The organism is Glaciecola petra (genome assembly GCF_031846345.1).
GTDB classification, from domain to species: domain Bacteria; phylum Pseudomonadota; class Gammaproteobacteria; order Enterobacterales; family Alteromonadaceae; genus Glaciecola; species Glaciecola petra.
On the sequence record NZ_JAVRHX010000008.1, the window covers coordinates 87,944 to 104,292 of the forward strand.

The window sequence follows — 16,349 nt, forward strand, 5'->3', positions numbered from 1 at the left end:
GATTTACTATTTGGGCTTAGTATCGGTTAAAACCATGCAGATAAAAAGCATTCGACAGTAATTTCCATATTTCTGCCACAATTGACCTCAACATTGCCACTTTTTCTCCCTTAAATAGCCTTTTTTGTGGGTTTTAATAGATTCCGTAGTCACCACAAACCCTTTTGGAGAAACTAATGAAAAAATTACTACTTGTTACTACTATCGCGTTAAGTCTTGGTCTTGCTAGCACTCCTGCCGCATTTGCAAAGCCAAATGAAGAACAAAAAGCACAAGAAACCAAAAATGATCTAGTCGGATTTGGTTCAGGCGCTATCACCGGCGGCGCTGTTGGTGGGCCTATAGGCGCAGTTGTTGGCGGTATTATTGGTTTGTTGATTGCCGAAGATGTAAACAACAAAAATGAAATCGAACAAATGGATATTGAACTTGCGCAAGCCAATACAGCTCTTGAAAAGCAATATACAGACTTTATTGCGCTGCAGTCACATATTGAAGAGTTAGAGCGCCAAAAAATAATACGAGTGGCCGCCTTTGAGTCACAAGCAAATGAAGAATGGTTAACAGAATTGACCAACTTTGAAACCAACTTACAATTCAAAACTGCATCATTTTTAGTTGAAGATAATTATACTAGTCAACTAAATAGCCTTGCTGAAGTGTTAAATAATTACCCTACTTTGGCCGTTGAATTAACTGGATACGCTGACCATAGAGGCGACTCTCAGTACAACAAAACACTGTCTGAGCAGCGTGCTGAAGCGGTAAAACGTTTTTTACTTGAGCGTGAAGTATCTGCCACACAAATTAAAGTCTCTGGTGCTGGTGAATACTTAACTAAAACCGATGCTAGTAACAGTGTTGAAGACCTGTTTTTTTCTCGCAAAGTCAATGTCAACATAATAAAAGCCAAGCAACAAATGACCGCTTCAAGCTCACTTAACTAAAAATAATACGGAAATAAACCATGCGGCCTTTACCTCGTTAATTCAAAGAGGCCGCAAATATCGTTTTTCGTATTTTAATTTTCTTGCTAGCACGTTTATTTTGCCTGTTAGCCACCATTTTGGAGTTGAGCCAATGCGATCATTGCAACGCTTAAGCCTTATTCTAGTGACTCTTGTGATCATTAGTATTGTCATTGCTCAGTCTGATTCTGCGCAATACATTAGCCCCACTGAAACCAAAGCGCAAAATTCGAAGTTATCAGACATAACAATCAATGGAAACACTAACGACGTCAATATTGTTCAAATAAGTAGTGCTGCCGATCATGTTGTTGAAATAGCTAAAACCAATCCCTTGTCTGAACAAAATACTAGCGTTTCTAGCTCGCAACAGAGTTCAACACAGCTCGTTACCAATATTTATCAAACTCAAAGCGGTAGCTTTTATTTTGAAGACGATAATCAAAAAACCATTACTTATAGTGACCATGGACAAGACACTAATGAGCAATATACGCCATCAAAGCAGCGGTACTATTTGCCATCACTTCTTAAAAATACTGAAGCCAATATTAATATTACTGGCCCAATAGCTCGTACCAGTATTACGCAAGTATTTTCAAACCCAAGTGATACCGTTAGATCAGGTGTTTACGTTTTCCCTTTGCCACAAAATGCTGCCGTTGATCACTTAGTGATGCACATAGAAGGACGTAAAATTGAAGGTGTTATTAAACGCAAGCAAGAAGCAAAAGAGCTTTTCAAAATGGCAAAAGCGGTAGGTAAAAAAGCGGCTTTAGTCAGTCAAATTCGACCTAATATTTTTACTAATCGTATCGCGAATATCCCGCCAAAATCAGAAGTCAAAGTGACAATCGAATACCAGCAGTTTATTGTGCAAGACAAACACAATTATAGCGTGCGTTTGCCATTAAGTATTACTCCTCGATACGCACCAGTTGGACAAACACTGCTGCCACAGCCCGCCACTCTGGAGGGAGAAGTTGATATTAAGGTTCGCTTAAATACAGGTTTGCCGGTACAAGAAATTGCCAGCGAACACCATCCCGTTAGTGTCAACAACCGTCAAAATACCGAATATCACATTCAATTAGATACCGAAAAGCCAGCCAACAAAGACTTTGTGCTCAATTGGCAAGTAAAAACCGGATATAGGGTTCAAGCTGCTCACTTTACTTATCACCAAAATAAGCATGAATATGGTTTGATAACGCTAATGCCACCGGTACAAGATACACTTTCTGCTAAACGAAATGTAATGTTTATATTGGATGTGTCGGGGTCGATGGTTGGAGAAGCATTGAATCAAGCCAAACAAGCGCTCGCCATTGCAATTGAAGATTTAAGTGAACATGACCAATTCAATGTGATTGCCTTTAGTTCAGAGGCAGAGGCGCTTTGGCAGAGCAGTCAACAAGCTTCATCAGATGCAAAAAATGAAGCTTTGTCGATGCTTTATCAATTGGAAGCTGATGGCGGAACAGAAATACAGCAAGCATTAGATCTTGCATTTTCTTTTCCCACCCTAAGCGACAATAAAGCGCTTGATCAAATAGTGTTTATCACCGACGGCAGTGTCAGCAATGAACAACAGCTAATGCAAACCATTTATAATGGGCTTGGCGACTATCGTCTTTTCACCATAGGTATTGGCAGCGCACCTAATGCATACTTTATGGAAGAAGCCGCTGCGGTTGGCAAAGGAACCTATACATTTATAGGGGATTTACAAACTGTAAAACCCAAGATGACTGCACTCTTAGCAAAAATAAAACGCCCCGCTCTTACCAATATACAACTGAATATTAAGGACCCAAAGCAAGCATTTGGTTTTGAAATTTTCCCAAGAAACATCCCTGATTTATATGCAGATGAGCCACTTATTATTTCTTATAAAAGGACAATTGATGACAGTTCAATCCATAATATGCCTAGCGATAGTGAACAAGCTATACCGTTTTCAGTAATGGGAGAGTTTCAAGGATTTACGGCAAACGGTGAAAACCAATGGAAAAGTGAATTACCCGCCATAAGCGCAACAGAAGAAACCGGTATTCATAAGCATTGGGCCCGGCAAAAAATTAAAGATTTACATCGACAGCTAAATATAAACACTCGCGTTCAACATGATCAACGTTCACAGCAACAATCGGCGTTGTCTGATAAAAAAGGCATAGAAGAAGCGATAACGGTAGTTGCTTTGAATCATCATTTAGTCAGCAAATTTACTAGTTTAGTTGCCATTGATCATCATACCGAAAATAACATCAAAGCTAAAACCAACCAACTAGTAACAAAAAGTATGGGAGCTCAGCATGTCTATGCCGTCAATCGCTTACCCAAAACATCCACAACTAGCAAATTAATGGCGATTTTAGGTTTATTTTTGTCTTTAGTAGGTGCCTCACTAATTTTTGTAAAACACTTGTTCACCTCGGTTTCACAATGAAGGCTCAAGGTATTCTAATACTCACCATTGGGTGTTGTTTGATTATTAATGCTAGCTATATACAGATAAAAGCATCAGTGGCGCAGATGTTGATAGCTGGCGCATTTAGAGAGCAATTATATACCGGTCAGCCGGTAAAACCGTGGCCTTGGGCCGATACCAAAGTTATTGCAAAGTTAAGTACAAGCATCAGTAACAACACCCATAAAAGTTATGTGCTGCAGGACGCCTCAATGCGCAATTTAGCTTTTGGCCCTGCGTATATGGTCAACACAGGTGAATTAGCAAGTACCGCCAACTTTGGCAATAGTGTTATTGTTGGGCACAGAGATACACACTTTGCATATCTTGAACACCTAACCATAAATGATGAAATTACAGTAAGTGATTATAATGGTGAGACAAGATATAAAGTCATACAAGTTGAGGTTGTAGATGAGTCGGATGTGAGCGTGTTAGAACAGACAGAGCAAAAAATACTTACTCTAATTACATGTTACCCGTTTGATGATATAAGCCCCGACCCAACTGAAAGGTACGTTGTCAGGGCTATCAAAATTGCTTAATTAATTGACTTGATGATTCGCCTAAATGCTATCTTTTATAGTGTTTCTTAACACGCTAGCAGGTTGATATCCGGCAATTACAGAACCATTTGGTAAAACGATATTGGGAGTGCCACTAACGCCTATTCGTTGCCCAAATTTGAACTGTTCAGCAACTTCGTTTTCGCATGATGCGTCATCAACTGATTTTCCCGCTTTAGCATCAGTAATGGCTTGATGGGGATCCTCTGAACACCAAATTGATACCGTATCGCGATAAACTTGACTATTGATACCTGCTCGAGGCCAAGCTAAATAACGAACGGTAATACCAAAGTCATTTAATTGGTCCATTTCGTTATGTAGTTTACGGCAATATCCACACGTTGCATCAGTAAATACATTAATCACATATTCTTCTTTATCGGCCTTAAACTCAATAGCAGACTCTGCAAAACGTTCTATACCTTTAATACGAAGGTCTTTAAGCGCGTTTTCAGTTTCGTCAACAATGCTACCGGCAACATTATAAATACGCGCCTGCATAAAATAGTTACCATCGTCGCTGATATAAAACAGACCACGGTCTGTGAAAATCTGCTTTAGTCCTGGTACTGGCGAATCAGCAATTGCCGTAATATCCAAGTCTAACTTTTTAGATAGGGACGCCATTAACGCTTCATCAGCGTCTTGTGCAAGTGCACTTGTTGAAACAGTCAGCGCCACAAACAAGGCAAAAAATAAACGGGTCAATACGGCTTTTACTTTCATTAACTTCTTCCAAAAATAACGGTTATATATGAGTAGACCGTTCAAACGAGGTTTTTACTTCATATTTTTATTTGTAATCATCAATCCAACATTATACGAGCTTATCGGCCGAAAAGAGTAAAAATTTGCGAATATTTTTCAAGCCCCAAAAAATTCTTACTTAGCCTCGTGGGTGGTGTTCTTTCACTAAGGACTGCATTCGATGGGTAGCAACGTGCGTATAAATTTGTGTTGTTGATAAATCCGAATGCCCCAGTAGCATTTGCACTACCCGTAAGTCTGCACCATGATTAAGTAAATGCGTAGCAAATGCGTGCCTAAGTGTATGTGGAGACAATGCTACTTTAATGCCTGCCTGTGACGCATAACGTTTAATTCGATGCCAAAACGTTTGGCGGGTCATCGTTTTGCCTCGCCGGCTAGGAAAAACCGTATTAATAGGGCGTGTTAACAGTTCTGGTCGGGCATTTTTAAGATACTCAGCAACACAATCAAGCGCCGTTTCACCCATTGGTACTAATCTTTCCTTGCCGCCTTTCCCAGTCACTCTTACAACTCCTTGTAACATCCCTAGTTCATGCATCTGCAAATTAACTAATTCGCTCACTCTAATCCCCGTTGCGTATAACAATTCTAACATTGCTTTGTCTCGCATTTGTATGGGGTCGTTTAAATCCGGTGCGTCTAACAGCGCATCTACTTGCTTTTCAGTTAATGTGGAGGGCAAATAAAGGGGGAGTTTAGGATTGCTTATATTGGCAACTGGGTTTTTCTTACAGCGATTATTCGCTATCTGATGAACAAAGAATGCTCTGGTAGTACTCAGCATTCTGGCGGTAGACCTTTGACTTAGCTTTTTTTCCAAACGGCTAGCGAGATAAGTTTGAATATGTGTTTGTGTGCTATTTATTACCTGCATGTTGTCAAAATGCGTTTGCAAAAACAAAGTATACTGAGTGAGGTCTGTTCGATAGGCTGACAAGGTGTTTTGACTAAGCCCTTTTTCTATCCAAAGACTATTAACAAATTCGTCAATTACGACTTGATTTTTGTCATTCAATTTTTGCTTCATTGCACAAAATAACGAAAATGAGAATATATCAGCTACAATACCATAAACGGTTATAATTAATTAAGATTCTCCTTGTTTTTCCGATAACAACCAATGCCAACAAACGACTATTTATTTATGATTCTGAATGTGCAAACCACTTAGGCTTCTCAAGCAACGCTTCTGTATCTTGTTGAACAGTAAATACTTAGTATTTTTCACGATACTGGCGAGCCTCTTGCTACCCAGTACATATCTTGCTGCCTCGCAACTTAGCCCTATTAACGTTTTTACGGTAGAAGATGGCCTGTCACAGGAGACTTGTGGATTGGTACACTAAAAGGCATCAAACTACTGAGAGCGATAGACGGTATTTCTATTGATCTAGCTATTAAACTTCCTTCCTCAAGTGCACAAACTTTTATTCAAGATATACAGATAGACCCTCAACGTAAGGTTTGGATGGCCACTAACGATACTGTGTACTTGTGGTCTGAACAAGAATTGGCGTTTTTATCAATACCATCGCCGTCTGAAAACATGATTATTTATCCGCTTATCCATGAAAAACCAAATTACTTGTTAGTGGTGACTAACAGCGGTATTTTCAGAGTAAATGGTACTTACTACCGCCCTTAAAAACCGCGAGTTTTTTTAATCAATTCATAAGCTGCTTGGATATCTTGAGTTTTTGTTTTGGCTAATTCTAATGCCTGCTCAGGGAGACCTTTTGCGCTTAATTTGTCGGGGTGGTGTGCTGACATTTGTTTCTTATACGCGCGTTTAATTGCTTTGTCGTCTTCGCCTTCAGCAACAGCCAAAATTTTGTACGCATCTTGCAGCGATTGACCTGACGAATACGCGCTCGATGTTCGTCCTTGTTGTGACGAATGACTTCTGCCTTTGCCATGTCTAAAGCGTTGTTGAGCCTCGTACGCTGTTATCAAAAAATGTAAATCTTTACGACTAAACCCCAGTGATGATGCTACTTTTTCTAATACGAGGAGTTCTGCATTTGAAATACGTCCATCTGCACACGCAGCGCTGATTAAAATTTCCAGAAAAACCTGAATGATGTCGCGTCGACCATGACAATGCCTTCTAAAATCACTGAGCATTTGTGCCAATGGAAAGTCTCTTGCTTTACCATCTCGAAAAGCTTGTTGAGCTTCTTTACGAACAGCTCCGGTTAGATTCATATTGTCCATCAAAGCGGAGGCCACCGCTATTTCTTCTGGCGTGACCTTTCCATCCGCTTTACAGATATGCCCCAAAGCAGAAAATAAGGCATGAAAAAAAACAGCCTTTTGCTGTAGTGACTGAGCGTTGGAAAAAAACGCAGCGAAGCCGCCTTTGTTCGAAAAATTCTTGCCATAAGCAATATCAAACAAATGCCCAACAATTAATCCCAGAATAGCCCCGGGTAATTTAAAAATGATGGCCCCTATCAAAGTACCAATTATTTTTCCGTATTTCATATAAGTTTTAGTAGGTCCGATTTACTTAGTGATAAAACAGTCTCGACAGCTTATATGTCGAAACAAAGGGGTAGTAAAATAAGATTATCAATAAAGATAAGGCTTTTTCTGGTTTTTTTCGAGTTTTTTAGTGGTTTTTGTTGGTAAATAAGCGTTTAAGCATTACCATTATAAGCGATTGTGCTTGTTCGTCCGAAAGGCGACAAACGCCTGTTACTATGCACTCAACATTGTGGTCTAATTTAGTTAATGCTTTTTTCCGTTTTACGACCAAAATTAAGGTCTTTTTTGTTATGTAAACGTTCGCAAAAATCGTCTTTTTGCAAATGGACTGCGCCTATGGTCATCACCACAATGCTTTTAGCTTGGCATGCACAGCCTGTTTTTTCAGCTCAGCAAACAGAAAACGCATTACCTGATGTGAAATCAATACTAACAGATCAATGTGCGGTAACCGATTTCAATTACGCACCCGCTAATGTGCCAGCAAATAACATTATAGTGAGTTCAGAATCAGCCCTTGTTGTAAAAGATCAATTAGCAGTTTTTGAAGGTGATGTTTCAATAACCAGTGCGACCTCTCTCATTACAGCTGATAGCGCCAATATTCTTGACAATGGTAACGAAATTAAAGCGTCGGGTGACGTGCAATATACCGACGAACTACTGCAAGTAAATAGCGAGTCGGTAGAAGTTAATAGCAATTTAAAATTGCTACAGATGAGTGAAACTGACTATAAATTACAAGGCATTAACGGACGTGGTGGTGCCGACATATTGTCAATATCCCAAGAACAAGGCATTCTTCTAGAAGACGTGTCTTTTACTACTTGCCCAGAAGGCGGTGAAGACTGGAGAATTCAAGCATCTGAAATTAGTATCGACAAGGGAAAACCCTACGGAGAAGCATACAATACTCGCTTTTATTTAGGCAATGTACCGGTTTTTTATCTCCCCTATTTTGCTTTTCCAATTACTACCGAACGACAAACTGGTTTTTTATTTCCACAATTTGGAAGCTCTTCAACTACAGGCTTAGAATACGAACAACCTTTTTATTGGAATATTGCGCCTAATTTGGACGCGACTTTTTCAACGCGCCTTATGACCAATAGAGGCTTGCAATTAAAATCTGAATTTAGGTATTTATTTGATAATCACGCAGGCGAATTACAAATCGAGTATTTACCGAGTGACAATGATCGAGCCGACAACGATGCCAGGTATTTTTATCGGTATTCACATCGCGGTAAACTCTCAAAAAATTGGTCCATAGCAGCCGATATCAGTGATTTAAGTGACAACAATTATATTATTGATTTAGGCTCAGATTACTATAATCAAGCAGATACCTACTTATATCGGCAAGTAGGTGTTAACTATGCTTCTGAAGCCCTAGATTTCTCGATGAATGTTCGAGATTTCACGACTATCGGTTTGGTTGCGAATAATTATCGGGCATTACCTGAAGCTAAATTAAGATACACTTCAAAAATCAATGAATGGTTGAATATAGGTGTCAATTCTGAGCTTGCGTACTTCGAAAATGACGCACAAACCTCACCAGATGCACTTAGATTTCACATTGAACCGTCAATAAGTTTGCCATATCAGCGCGCTTGGGGAGAACTCTTAGCTCAAGTAAGTGTGCTGCATACCTCGTATAAACAAGATCTCAAAAATCAAACTTCTACGCTCGATGAACGAGTAGATCGCACCCTTGGGCAAGGACGTTTATACGGTTCGCTTATTTTTGAAAAACAACAAACTCTGTTTAATCAAGAATATATGTTAACAATAGAACCACGTGCACAATATTTGTATACCAGCTTTGAAGACCAGTCTGCGATTGGCCTATACGATTCAACACCGCTACTTACCAACTTTAGTAATTTGTTTAGAGGCCAAGAATTTACTGGCTTAGATCGCATTAATGATAATAATCAAGTAACATTAGGTGCAACGTCGCGTTTAATTGATAGCAACAACAAAGAAGTATTGACTGTTAGCGTTGGTCAAATACTGTATATTGAAGATGCTAGATTGATTGATAGTCAACGAGAAGGTAACCGGTCATCTGTCGCTGCTGAATTAGACTGGCAAGTGAACCAAAATTGGTTTTTGCACTCTGATATTCAGGTTGGTAATCAATCAAACCGAGTTGAAAGAAGTAGCTTTTCAACTAAGTACCGTCCTAGCGAGAGTAAGTTTCTGCAAATCAATCATCGTTACATTCGCGAATTGTCGAACGAACGAATTGACCAGATTGGTGTGTCAGCTAGTTGGCCAATTAATAAAGATTGGCACTGGGTGGGACGTTACTATCGCGATTTAAAGCGATCAAGAACCATAGAATCTTTTATGGGTATTGAATATGAAAGTTGTTGCTGGGCATTGCGATTAATTGTGCGTAAAAACTTAGCAACAAGGTTTAATAATAATGGCGTGCGTGATTTGGATGATTTCGACTCAGGTATCGCTTTACAATTTGTATTTAAAGGCATGGGCTCGGGCAATAAAAAAGTGGAAATGTTAAACCAAGGCTTGTTTGGTTACAGACAACCCTTCGCCCTTTATTAGGTACTAATAAACGATAGCCGATATACAAAATATTTTAACAACACCAATGTAAAATCAACACTAGAGTAGTTATGAAAAAGATAGTTTTAGCATTAATCATTGCACTTGGCGTATTTTCAAGTTCATTTATTACTAAGCAATCGCAAGCACGCGAATTGCTCGACAAAGTGGCCGTTATCGTTGACCAAGGGGTTATTCTTGAGAGTGAAATCACCGTTCTAATGGAAGGTGTAAAATCTAATGCCCTTACCAGTGGACAGACTTTACCTTCGGATGCAGCATTACGACGCCAAGCAATAGAACGACTCATTTTAGAGAACTTGCAGGCGCAAATGGCAGAGAAAATGGGTATTCAAGTGAGTGACCCTCAACTAGACCAAACAATCGAAAACATTGCGGCTCAACAAAATATTGACATGCAAACGTTCCGGCGCGAATTGGCTAAAGAAGGCCTCCCTTATGAAGAATATCGCGAACAAATCAGAAAAGAATTAATATCTGGCGAAGTAAGACGCGCTAATGTACGTCGACGGGTTTATATTACTCAGCAAGAAATTGATACCTTAATGTCATTGATGAACGAACAAGGTGCTGAACAAGCCGAATATCGACTTAGCCATATTTTGATTGATATTGGAAGTGACGCAACTGAAGAAGAAATCACTGAAGCAAGAGACCGTGCCGAGAGAATATTGGGACTGCTCGATACTGGTTCTGATTTTGCGCGTTTGGCTATAGGCGCATCTTCTGGTGCGAAAGCCCTTGAAGGTGGAGATATGGGATGGATGAACATAAATTCCATGCCGACCTTGTTTGCCGAAGCCGTTGAAGGCAAAAAGAAAAATCAAACCATTGGCCCCATTAGAAGTGGAGCCGGATTTCATATTTTACAAATCGCTGACACTCGAGGCGTTGAAATAGTCGAAGTAGAAGAAGTCAATGCTAGGCATATTCTTATTCCCCCATCGATTATTTTGAGTGATGCAAAAGCCGAAAGTATGTTGTCTGAATTTAGAGAGCAACTTATTGCTGGCGAAGCTGATTTTGCCGAATTAGCGAAAGAACACTCAGAAGATCCTGGTTCAGCATTAAGAGGTGGTGAGCTTGGCTGGAATGATCCTAGTGTATATGTGCCTGAGTTTAAAGACGCCTTAGCTACCTTGACTAAAGATGAATATAGTCAGCCAATTCGCACCGTGCACGGCTGGCATTTGATTCAACTTATAGACCGTCGAGTTGATGATGCAACTGATAAACGTAAAGAAGATCGCGCATATCAGCTGATTTTCAATCGTAAATTTCAAGAAGAAACAGACGCATGGCTAAGAGAAATGCGTGATCAGGCGTATATTGAAGTGCTTGACGAAAATGCTTAAGTACTACCCAGATGATGTTAACACCTTGATGAGACAAACATGATACGTTTAGCAATCACACCGGGCGAACCCGCAGGCATTGGCCCTGACCTTCTCATATTGTTAGCGAATAATGCATGGGATGCTGAGTTAGTGGTGTTTGCAGACATGCAAATGCTTGAAGAACGCGCCAAGATGCTAAGTGTTAACATAGAATTGGTCGAATATAATCCGCACAAACCACAGCTTCAAAAAGCAGGTCGACTTGTTGTTAGGCATGTCCCCTGTGCTGTGAAACCGGTTGCTGGCGAGCTAAATAGCGAAAACGGCCATTATGTTGTCGATACACTTCGTTTAGCCTGCGAAGCTAATATGGAAGGCGATTTTGATGCCGTTGTTACCGGCCCGGTGCACAAAGGTATTATCAACAAAGCCGGAATTTCATTTAGTGGACATACTGAATATTTTGCTCAACAGTCTGGCACATCTGATGTTGTCATGATGTTAGCAACAGACGGCCTAAGAGTATGCCTCGCGACCACCCACATCCCCCTTGCATATGTTAGTAAAGCAATTACTCCAGAACGAATAGAAAAGGTCATAGATATTATGTATCGCGATTTAAAAGAAAAATTCGCGATACCAAACCCCAGTATATATGTATGTGGGCTTAATCCACATGCAGGAGAAGACGGGCATTTAGGCAAAGAAGAAATTATGGTGATTACACCTACACTAGACCGATTGCGCGCTAGTGGGATGAATATAGTCGGCCCTTTGCCTGCCGACACTATTTTTCAAACGAAATATTTAGACCAAGCTGATGTAGTATTGGCCATGTATCACGATCAAGGCTTGCCTGTCTTAAAATTTAAAGGTTTTGGTAATTCGGTCAACATCACTTTGGGCTTACCTTTCATTCGCACATCAGTTGATCATGGCACCGCGACCGATCTTGCCGGAACAGGACAAGCTGATACCGGCAGCATGTCTAAGGCTATTCAAAAAGCCATTAAATTAGCTAAGTTGAAGCTGTGAGCAACAAGCATTTAGGTCATACTGCTCGAAAAAGATTCGGACAGAACTTTTTGCATGACCCATTTGTGATAGATAAGATCGTCAGTGCCATTGGTCCAAAGAACGGTGAAAATTTAGTTGAAATAGGACCTGGCTTAGGCGCGCTAACCGAACCAGTTGCTGAACTTGTTGATGATTTAACGGTTGTTGAATTAGACAGAGACCTTGCAAAGAGGCTAAGGTCGCATCCCTTTATTCAAGACAAACTAAATGTAGTCGAGCAAGATGCTTTAAAGTTTGATTTCTCAAGTATGGTAGATGGCAACCAGAAACTTCGCGTATTTGGCAATCTGCCCTACAATATTTCTACTCCTTTGATGTTTCACTTGTTTAAGTTTTGTAACCATATTCAAGATATGCATTTTATGTTGCAATTAGAGGTGGTTAAACGCTTGTGCGCAACCCACGGTGACAAATTGTATGGTCGATTATCGGTAATGGCACAATACTATTGTAAAGCTGTACCGGTTGTGATGGTTCCGCCAACTGCATTTAAACCCGCTCCAAAAGTTGATTCCGCTGTGGTTAGGTTAATACCCCACAAACAACCTATTGTAGATCTGCATTGTATTGATACCTTGCAACAAGTTGTGACCTCTGCATTTAATCAACGACGAAAAACTATAAGAAATAGCTTAAAAAACTTGTTAGATGAGCAACAAATTACTACATTGGACATAGACCCAAGCTTCAGAGCCGAAAAATTGTCTCTTGCAGACTTTGCTGCGCTCGCAAATGCAGTTTTTGAGAATATAAACCATGAGTCATGTCGTTCAAATTGAAGTCACTACTAAATACCTAGGTAAGCAAAGACAAGCTTCTTCCAATGAGGTTTATGTATTTAGCTATACCGTAAACATCACCAATCAAAGTGACAGTACCATTCAATTGCTTAGCCGTTACTGGCTCATTACAAACGGAAACGGTGAGAAAATTGAAGTGGCAGGGGATGGCGTGGTTGGCGAACAACCCCTTATAGAGCCAGAGCAAACATACTCATATACTAGCGCCTCAATGCTAAAAACAGAGGTGGGTACAATGCAAGGTTATTATAGTTTTAGCGACGATAAGCAATTTGATTTTGATGCGCCGATTCCCGTTTTCAGTTTATCTGTTCCTAATAGTGTGCACTAAATGAACAACTATGTTGTTGGTGACATTCAAGGTTGTTATAAAGGACTAAGACGTCTTTTAAAAAAAGCCAAATTCGATGCTCACAAAGATAAATTGTGGGCAGTAGGTGATCTTGTCGCGAGAGGTCCACATAGCCTAGAAACTTTAGAATATTTACACGATTTAGGCCCACAATTTGAAACCGTCCTAGGCAACCACGACCTGCACCTTATTGCTTACGCTTATGGTATCTCAAAACTAAAACCGCAAGACCGCTTAGAAGCCCTCACAAAACATAAGAAATTTCCGAAATATATAGATTTCCTAAAATCTAAACCACTCGCGGTTTTACCTACAAAAAATGTACTCATCTCGCACGCAGGACTATACCCAGGATGGTCATTTAACAAAGCGATTAAAATGTCGAATAAAGTACAAGAAGCCTTAAATCAATCAGAACCTACAAAATTTTTGAGCAAAATGTACGGTAACTCACCGCATCAATGGCATTCAGACCTCACAGAGATACAAAAGCTCAGATTTAGCGTCAATGTGTTAACGCGTATGCGGTATTTGCAAAACGATGCTTCGTTGGATTTTGAGACCAAATGCCACCCCCAAAACGCACCCAAATCATTAAAACCATGGTTTTTAATGAAAAACAAATACTTGGAAAAGAAACAAACCATCTTATTTGGACACTGGGCATCACTCCTAGGGCAAATCCCAAAAAAACACCCTAACCCAAGTAATATAGTTGCTTTGGACACAGGTTTTGTATGGGGTAACACCTTAAGTATGTATTGCATAGAAACAAAGAAAATTATCCATATACAAGCATAAAGTTATCTTATATTGCGTCGATAACCTATGGAATATATAAATATTTACACTTTGTAACCCTAGGAGTAAGCATGAGAATTACCGTTGCATCACGCGTAATTGGCGGATTTGTTATCATCAGTTTTTTATTGGTGATATTAGGGATATCATCAATTGTGAGCGTCAGCAAAATTGGTGGGGCATCAGAAGAATTAAGCACTTTAGCATTGCCGACAGTATCGGGGAGCGCCGAATTAAAGGCAACGTTTTTGAACATGGGACGTTTAACGTTTGAGGGTTTTGTTTCTGACGAAAAAGCAGTAGTAGAAGCCAAAAAAGCAGCTTACCTTGAAGCGCGCGACAACTTTAATTCAACCCTTACAGGCCTTAACAACGTAGTCGCAGGCCAAGATGACTTAACCGCAAGTGTTGCACAAGTAACTGGCATATATCAAGAATACAGCACTAGCACTGACCGCTTGTTTGAGTCACATTTAAGTGCCCTCGACAGCGGCGCAAAAGTTAATTCTTTAGTTGCTGACTTAGAAGAAAAAATAGACGACGCTTCTTCTCTGCTGCTAGATTTTAGCGACTTAGACGAAGTAAGTGAATCTGATAATTTGCAAAAAGCGGCTGATATTGGCGGTGAAGCCGAATCTCGATTATTTTCTTTGTTCTCAGAAATAAATGTCTACCGAACCACACAAATGCTGTCCAGAACCACAACACGTTCAGATGATGTGCGTGCAATTTTAAGACAAAATGACGAACTAATATCACAGGTTGTTGCTGCTGCCAGTGGCGAGGACCAATCAGGTATGCTTGATGAAGTAGTAACATTACTTTCTGAAATATCAGCCCTTATTGAAAGCAACCAAGGCATTTTGAGAACTAAAGTGGAACAATTGGAAGCCGTGCAAAGGGCTGAAAATTATTTAGCCGAATCGGATCAACGCATAGCTCAGGGAACCGAACAACTTACTAATTTAAACAAACTTGCGGCGACCAAAGCAGGTGGCATCAAAGCAGATGTAGCAAGCAGCATCTCAACCAGCATGATTTGGGTGTTTTCAATTATTGTTGTTTCTCTCATTATTGCTTCTGTTATTGGCTTTAAGAGCGTTAGAGCAATCACTGTGCCTTTGGCAAAAGTTAACGAGTTATTGGGTATTGCGTCTTCAGGTGACTTAACGCACCGACTAGATGATTCTTCAACAGATGAGTTTGGTCAGTTGGCGAAAAATTGCAATAAACTCATCGATAATCTAAAAGATCTTATCTTCTCTATCAATCAGCGTGCTGACCAATTAGCCGCTGCAAGTGGACAAACATCAACCATCACGAAGCAAACGACTGTTTCTATTGAAGATCAAAAGTCGCAAATATCACAAATTGCAGCAGCAACGACCGAAATGCACACAACGTCAGAATTAGTCTCTACCAATGCTGAAGACACGCTCAAACAGATAAAAGAAGCTGACAACGAAGCTGAAAAAGTAAAACAAATATCAGGTAAAAATAAACAAACCATTCAAGTATTAGCAAACGATGTTGAGCAAGCTGCTGAAGTGATTAATAAGCTTCATCAAGATAGTGCAAGTATCGGTGGCATACTGGATGTTATTCGAGGTGTAGCTGACCAAACCAACTTGTTAGCACTGAACGCCGCTATTGAAGCTGCCAGAGCGGGCGAACAAGGCAGAGGGTTTGCAGTTGTTGCAGATGAAGTTAGAACCTTAGCCAGCCGTACACAAGAATCAACCCAAGAAATTAATTCTATGATTGAAGTATTACAAGCGGGCGCAGAAAAAGCGGTAGCGGTAATGAATCAAGGTAAAGAACAAACTGTTGCTTGTGTTGAACAAACAGAACAAGCAGGTGAAGCACTAAACTTAATTACTGATGCGGTGCACAAAGCTTATGAGGTGAGTACTCGCATAGAACAAGCCGCGCGCGAGCAAAATGCGGTTTCCTCTGAAATTAGCGAACGTCTAGAAAGTATTGTTGGTATCGCTGAACAAACCACAACAGGGGCTCAGCAAACATCTGAATCTAGTGCTGAAGTTGCATTGTTAGCCGGCGAATTGCAGCAGTCTATAGGTAGCTTTAAAGTCTAAATTTAAGGCCTAGCGTTTCTAAA

Annotated in this window: 14 protein-coding genes; 11 read left to right on the forward strand and 3 right to left on the reverse strand. The window is 40.1% G+C overall.

The annotated features are described in order from the left end of the window. The first annotated feature begins 176 nt into the window (after positions 1-176). The 3 genes from pdsO (at position 177) to RM552_RS17200 (ending at position 3,983) form a co-directional block, all read left to right on the forward strand. Positions 177-947 carry a sortase-associated OmpA-like protein PdsO gene (pdsO, locus tag RM552_RS17190; protein WP_311370118.1) on the forward strand — a complete coding sequence of 257 codons (771 nt, stop codon included), beginning with the start codon at positions 177-179 and terminating at the stop codon, positions 945-947. 133 nt (positions 948-1,080) lie between these two features. Then, the gene (locus RM552_RS17195) at positions 1,081-3,417 is read left to right on the forward strand and encodes a VIT domain-containing protein (protein WP_311370119.1); all 2,337 of its coding nucleotides are present in this window, start codon (positions 1,081-1,083) and stop codon (positions 3,415-3,417) included. Beyond that, the gene (locus RM552_RS17200) at positions 3,414-3,983 is read left to right on the forward strand and encodes a class GN sortase (RefSeq protein WP_311370120.1); all 570 of its coding nucleotides are present in this window, start codon (positions 3,414-3,416) and stop codon (positions 3,981-3,983) included. The genes RM552_RS17195 and RM552_RS17200 overlap by 4 nt, the downstream gene beginning before the upstream one ends. Before the next feature lie 21 nt (positions 3,984-4,004). On the opposite strand, the gene dsbC is transcribed toward RM552_RS17200, so the two are convergent. Continuing rightward, positions 4,005-4,733, reverse strand: coding sequence for a bifunctional protein-disulfide isomerase/oxidoreductase DsbC (dsbC, locus tag RM552_RS17205; RefSeq protein WP_311370121.1), 729 nt, complete (start codon positions 4,731-4,733; stop codon positions 4,005-4,007). Positions 4,734-4,893: 160 nt separating this feature from the next. After that, positions 4,894-5,805: a site-specific tyrosine recombinase XerD gene (xerD, locus tag RM552_RS17210; protein WP_311370122.1), complete on the reverse strand. Its 912-nt coding sequence runs from the start codon at positions 5,803-5,805 to the stop codon at positions 4,894-4,896. A 300-nt stretch (positions 5,806-6,105) separates the two neighbouring features. On the opposite strand from xerD, the gene RM552_RS17215 reads away from it, so the two are divergent. Then, complete coding sequence (locus RM552_RS17215; protein WP_311370123.1) at positions 6,106-6,423, forward strand: hypothetical protein; 318 nt, start codon at positions 6,106-6,108, stop codon at positions 6,421-6,423. Here RM552_RS17215 and djlA read toward each other — a convergent pair. Beyond that, positions 6,420-7,262 carry a co-chaperone DjlA gene (gene djlA, locus RM552_RS17220; RefSeq protein ID WP_311370124.1) on the reverse strand — a complete coding sequence of 281 codons (843 nt, stop codon included), beginning with the start codon at positions 7,260-7,262 and terminating at the stop codon, positions 6,420-6,422. The two genes, RM552_RS17215 and djlA, sit on opposite strands and share 4 nt — an antisense overlap. Positions 7,263-7,601: 339 nt before the next feature. Between djlA and RM552_RS17225 the strand changes: the two genes are divergently transcribed. The 7 genes from RM552_RS17225 (at position 7,602) to RM552_RS17255 (ending at position 16,326) form a co-directional block, all read left to right on the forward strand. Further along, positions 7,602-9,842 (forward strand): LPS-assembly protein LptD, encoded by a 2,241-nt coding sequence (locus RM552_RS17225; RefSeq protein WP_311370125.1) that lies wholly within the window; start codon positions 7,602-7,604, stop codon positions 9,840-9,842. 71 nt (positions 9,843-9,913) lie between these two features. Next, positions 9,914-11,218 carry a peptidylprolyl isomerase SurA gene (surA, locus tag RM552_RS17230; RefSeq protein WP_311370126.1) on the forward strand — a complete coding sequence of 435 codons (1,305 nt, stop codon included), beginning with the start codon at positions 9,914-9,916 and terminating at the stop codon, positions 11,216-11,218. Positions 11,219-11,257: 39 nt separating this feature from the next. Beyond that, positions 11,258-12,235, forward strand: a complete 978-nt coding sequence (gene pdxA / locus RM552_RS17235; RefSeq protein ID WP_311370127.1) for a 4-hydroxythreonine-4-phosphate dehydrogenase PdxA — start codon at positions 11,258-11,260, stop codon at positions 12,233-12,235. Beyond that, on the forward strand, positions 12,232-13,056 hold the full coding sequence (rsmA, locus tag RM552_RS17240; RefSeq protein ID WP_311370128.1) for a 16S rRNA (adenine(1518)-N(6)/adenine(1519)-N(6))-dimethyltransferase RsmA: 825 nt from the start codon (positions 12,232-12,234) through the stop codon (positions 13,054-13,056). Before pdxA ends, rsmA begins: the two co-directional genes overlap by 4 nt. Further along, positions 13,034-13,408, forward strand: coding sequence for a Co2+/Mg2+ efflux protein ApaG (apaG, locus tag RM552_RS17245; RefSeq protein WP_311370129.1), 375 nt, complete (start codon positions 13,034-13,036; stop codon positions 13,406-13,408). The genes rsmA and apaG overlap by 23 nt, the downstream gene beginning before the upstream one ends. Then, a complete protein-coding gene (locus tag RM552_RS17250) occupies positions 13,409-14,230 on the forward strand; it encodes a symmetrical bis(5'-nucleosyl)-tetraphosphatase (RefSeq protein WP_311370130.1) in 822 nt (273 codons plus the stop codon). Positions 14,231-14,301: 71 nt separating this feature from the next. Next, complete coding sequence (locus tag RM552_RS17255; protein ID WP_311370131.1) at positions 14,302-16,326, forward strand: methyl-accepting chemotaxis protein; 2,025 nt, start codon at positions 14,302-14,304, stop codon at positions 16,324-16,326. The last annotated feature ends 23 nt before the right edge of the window (positions 16,327-16,349 follow it).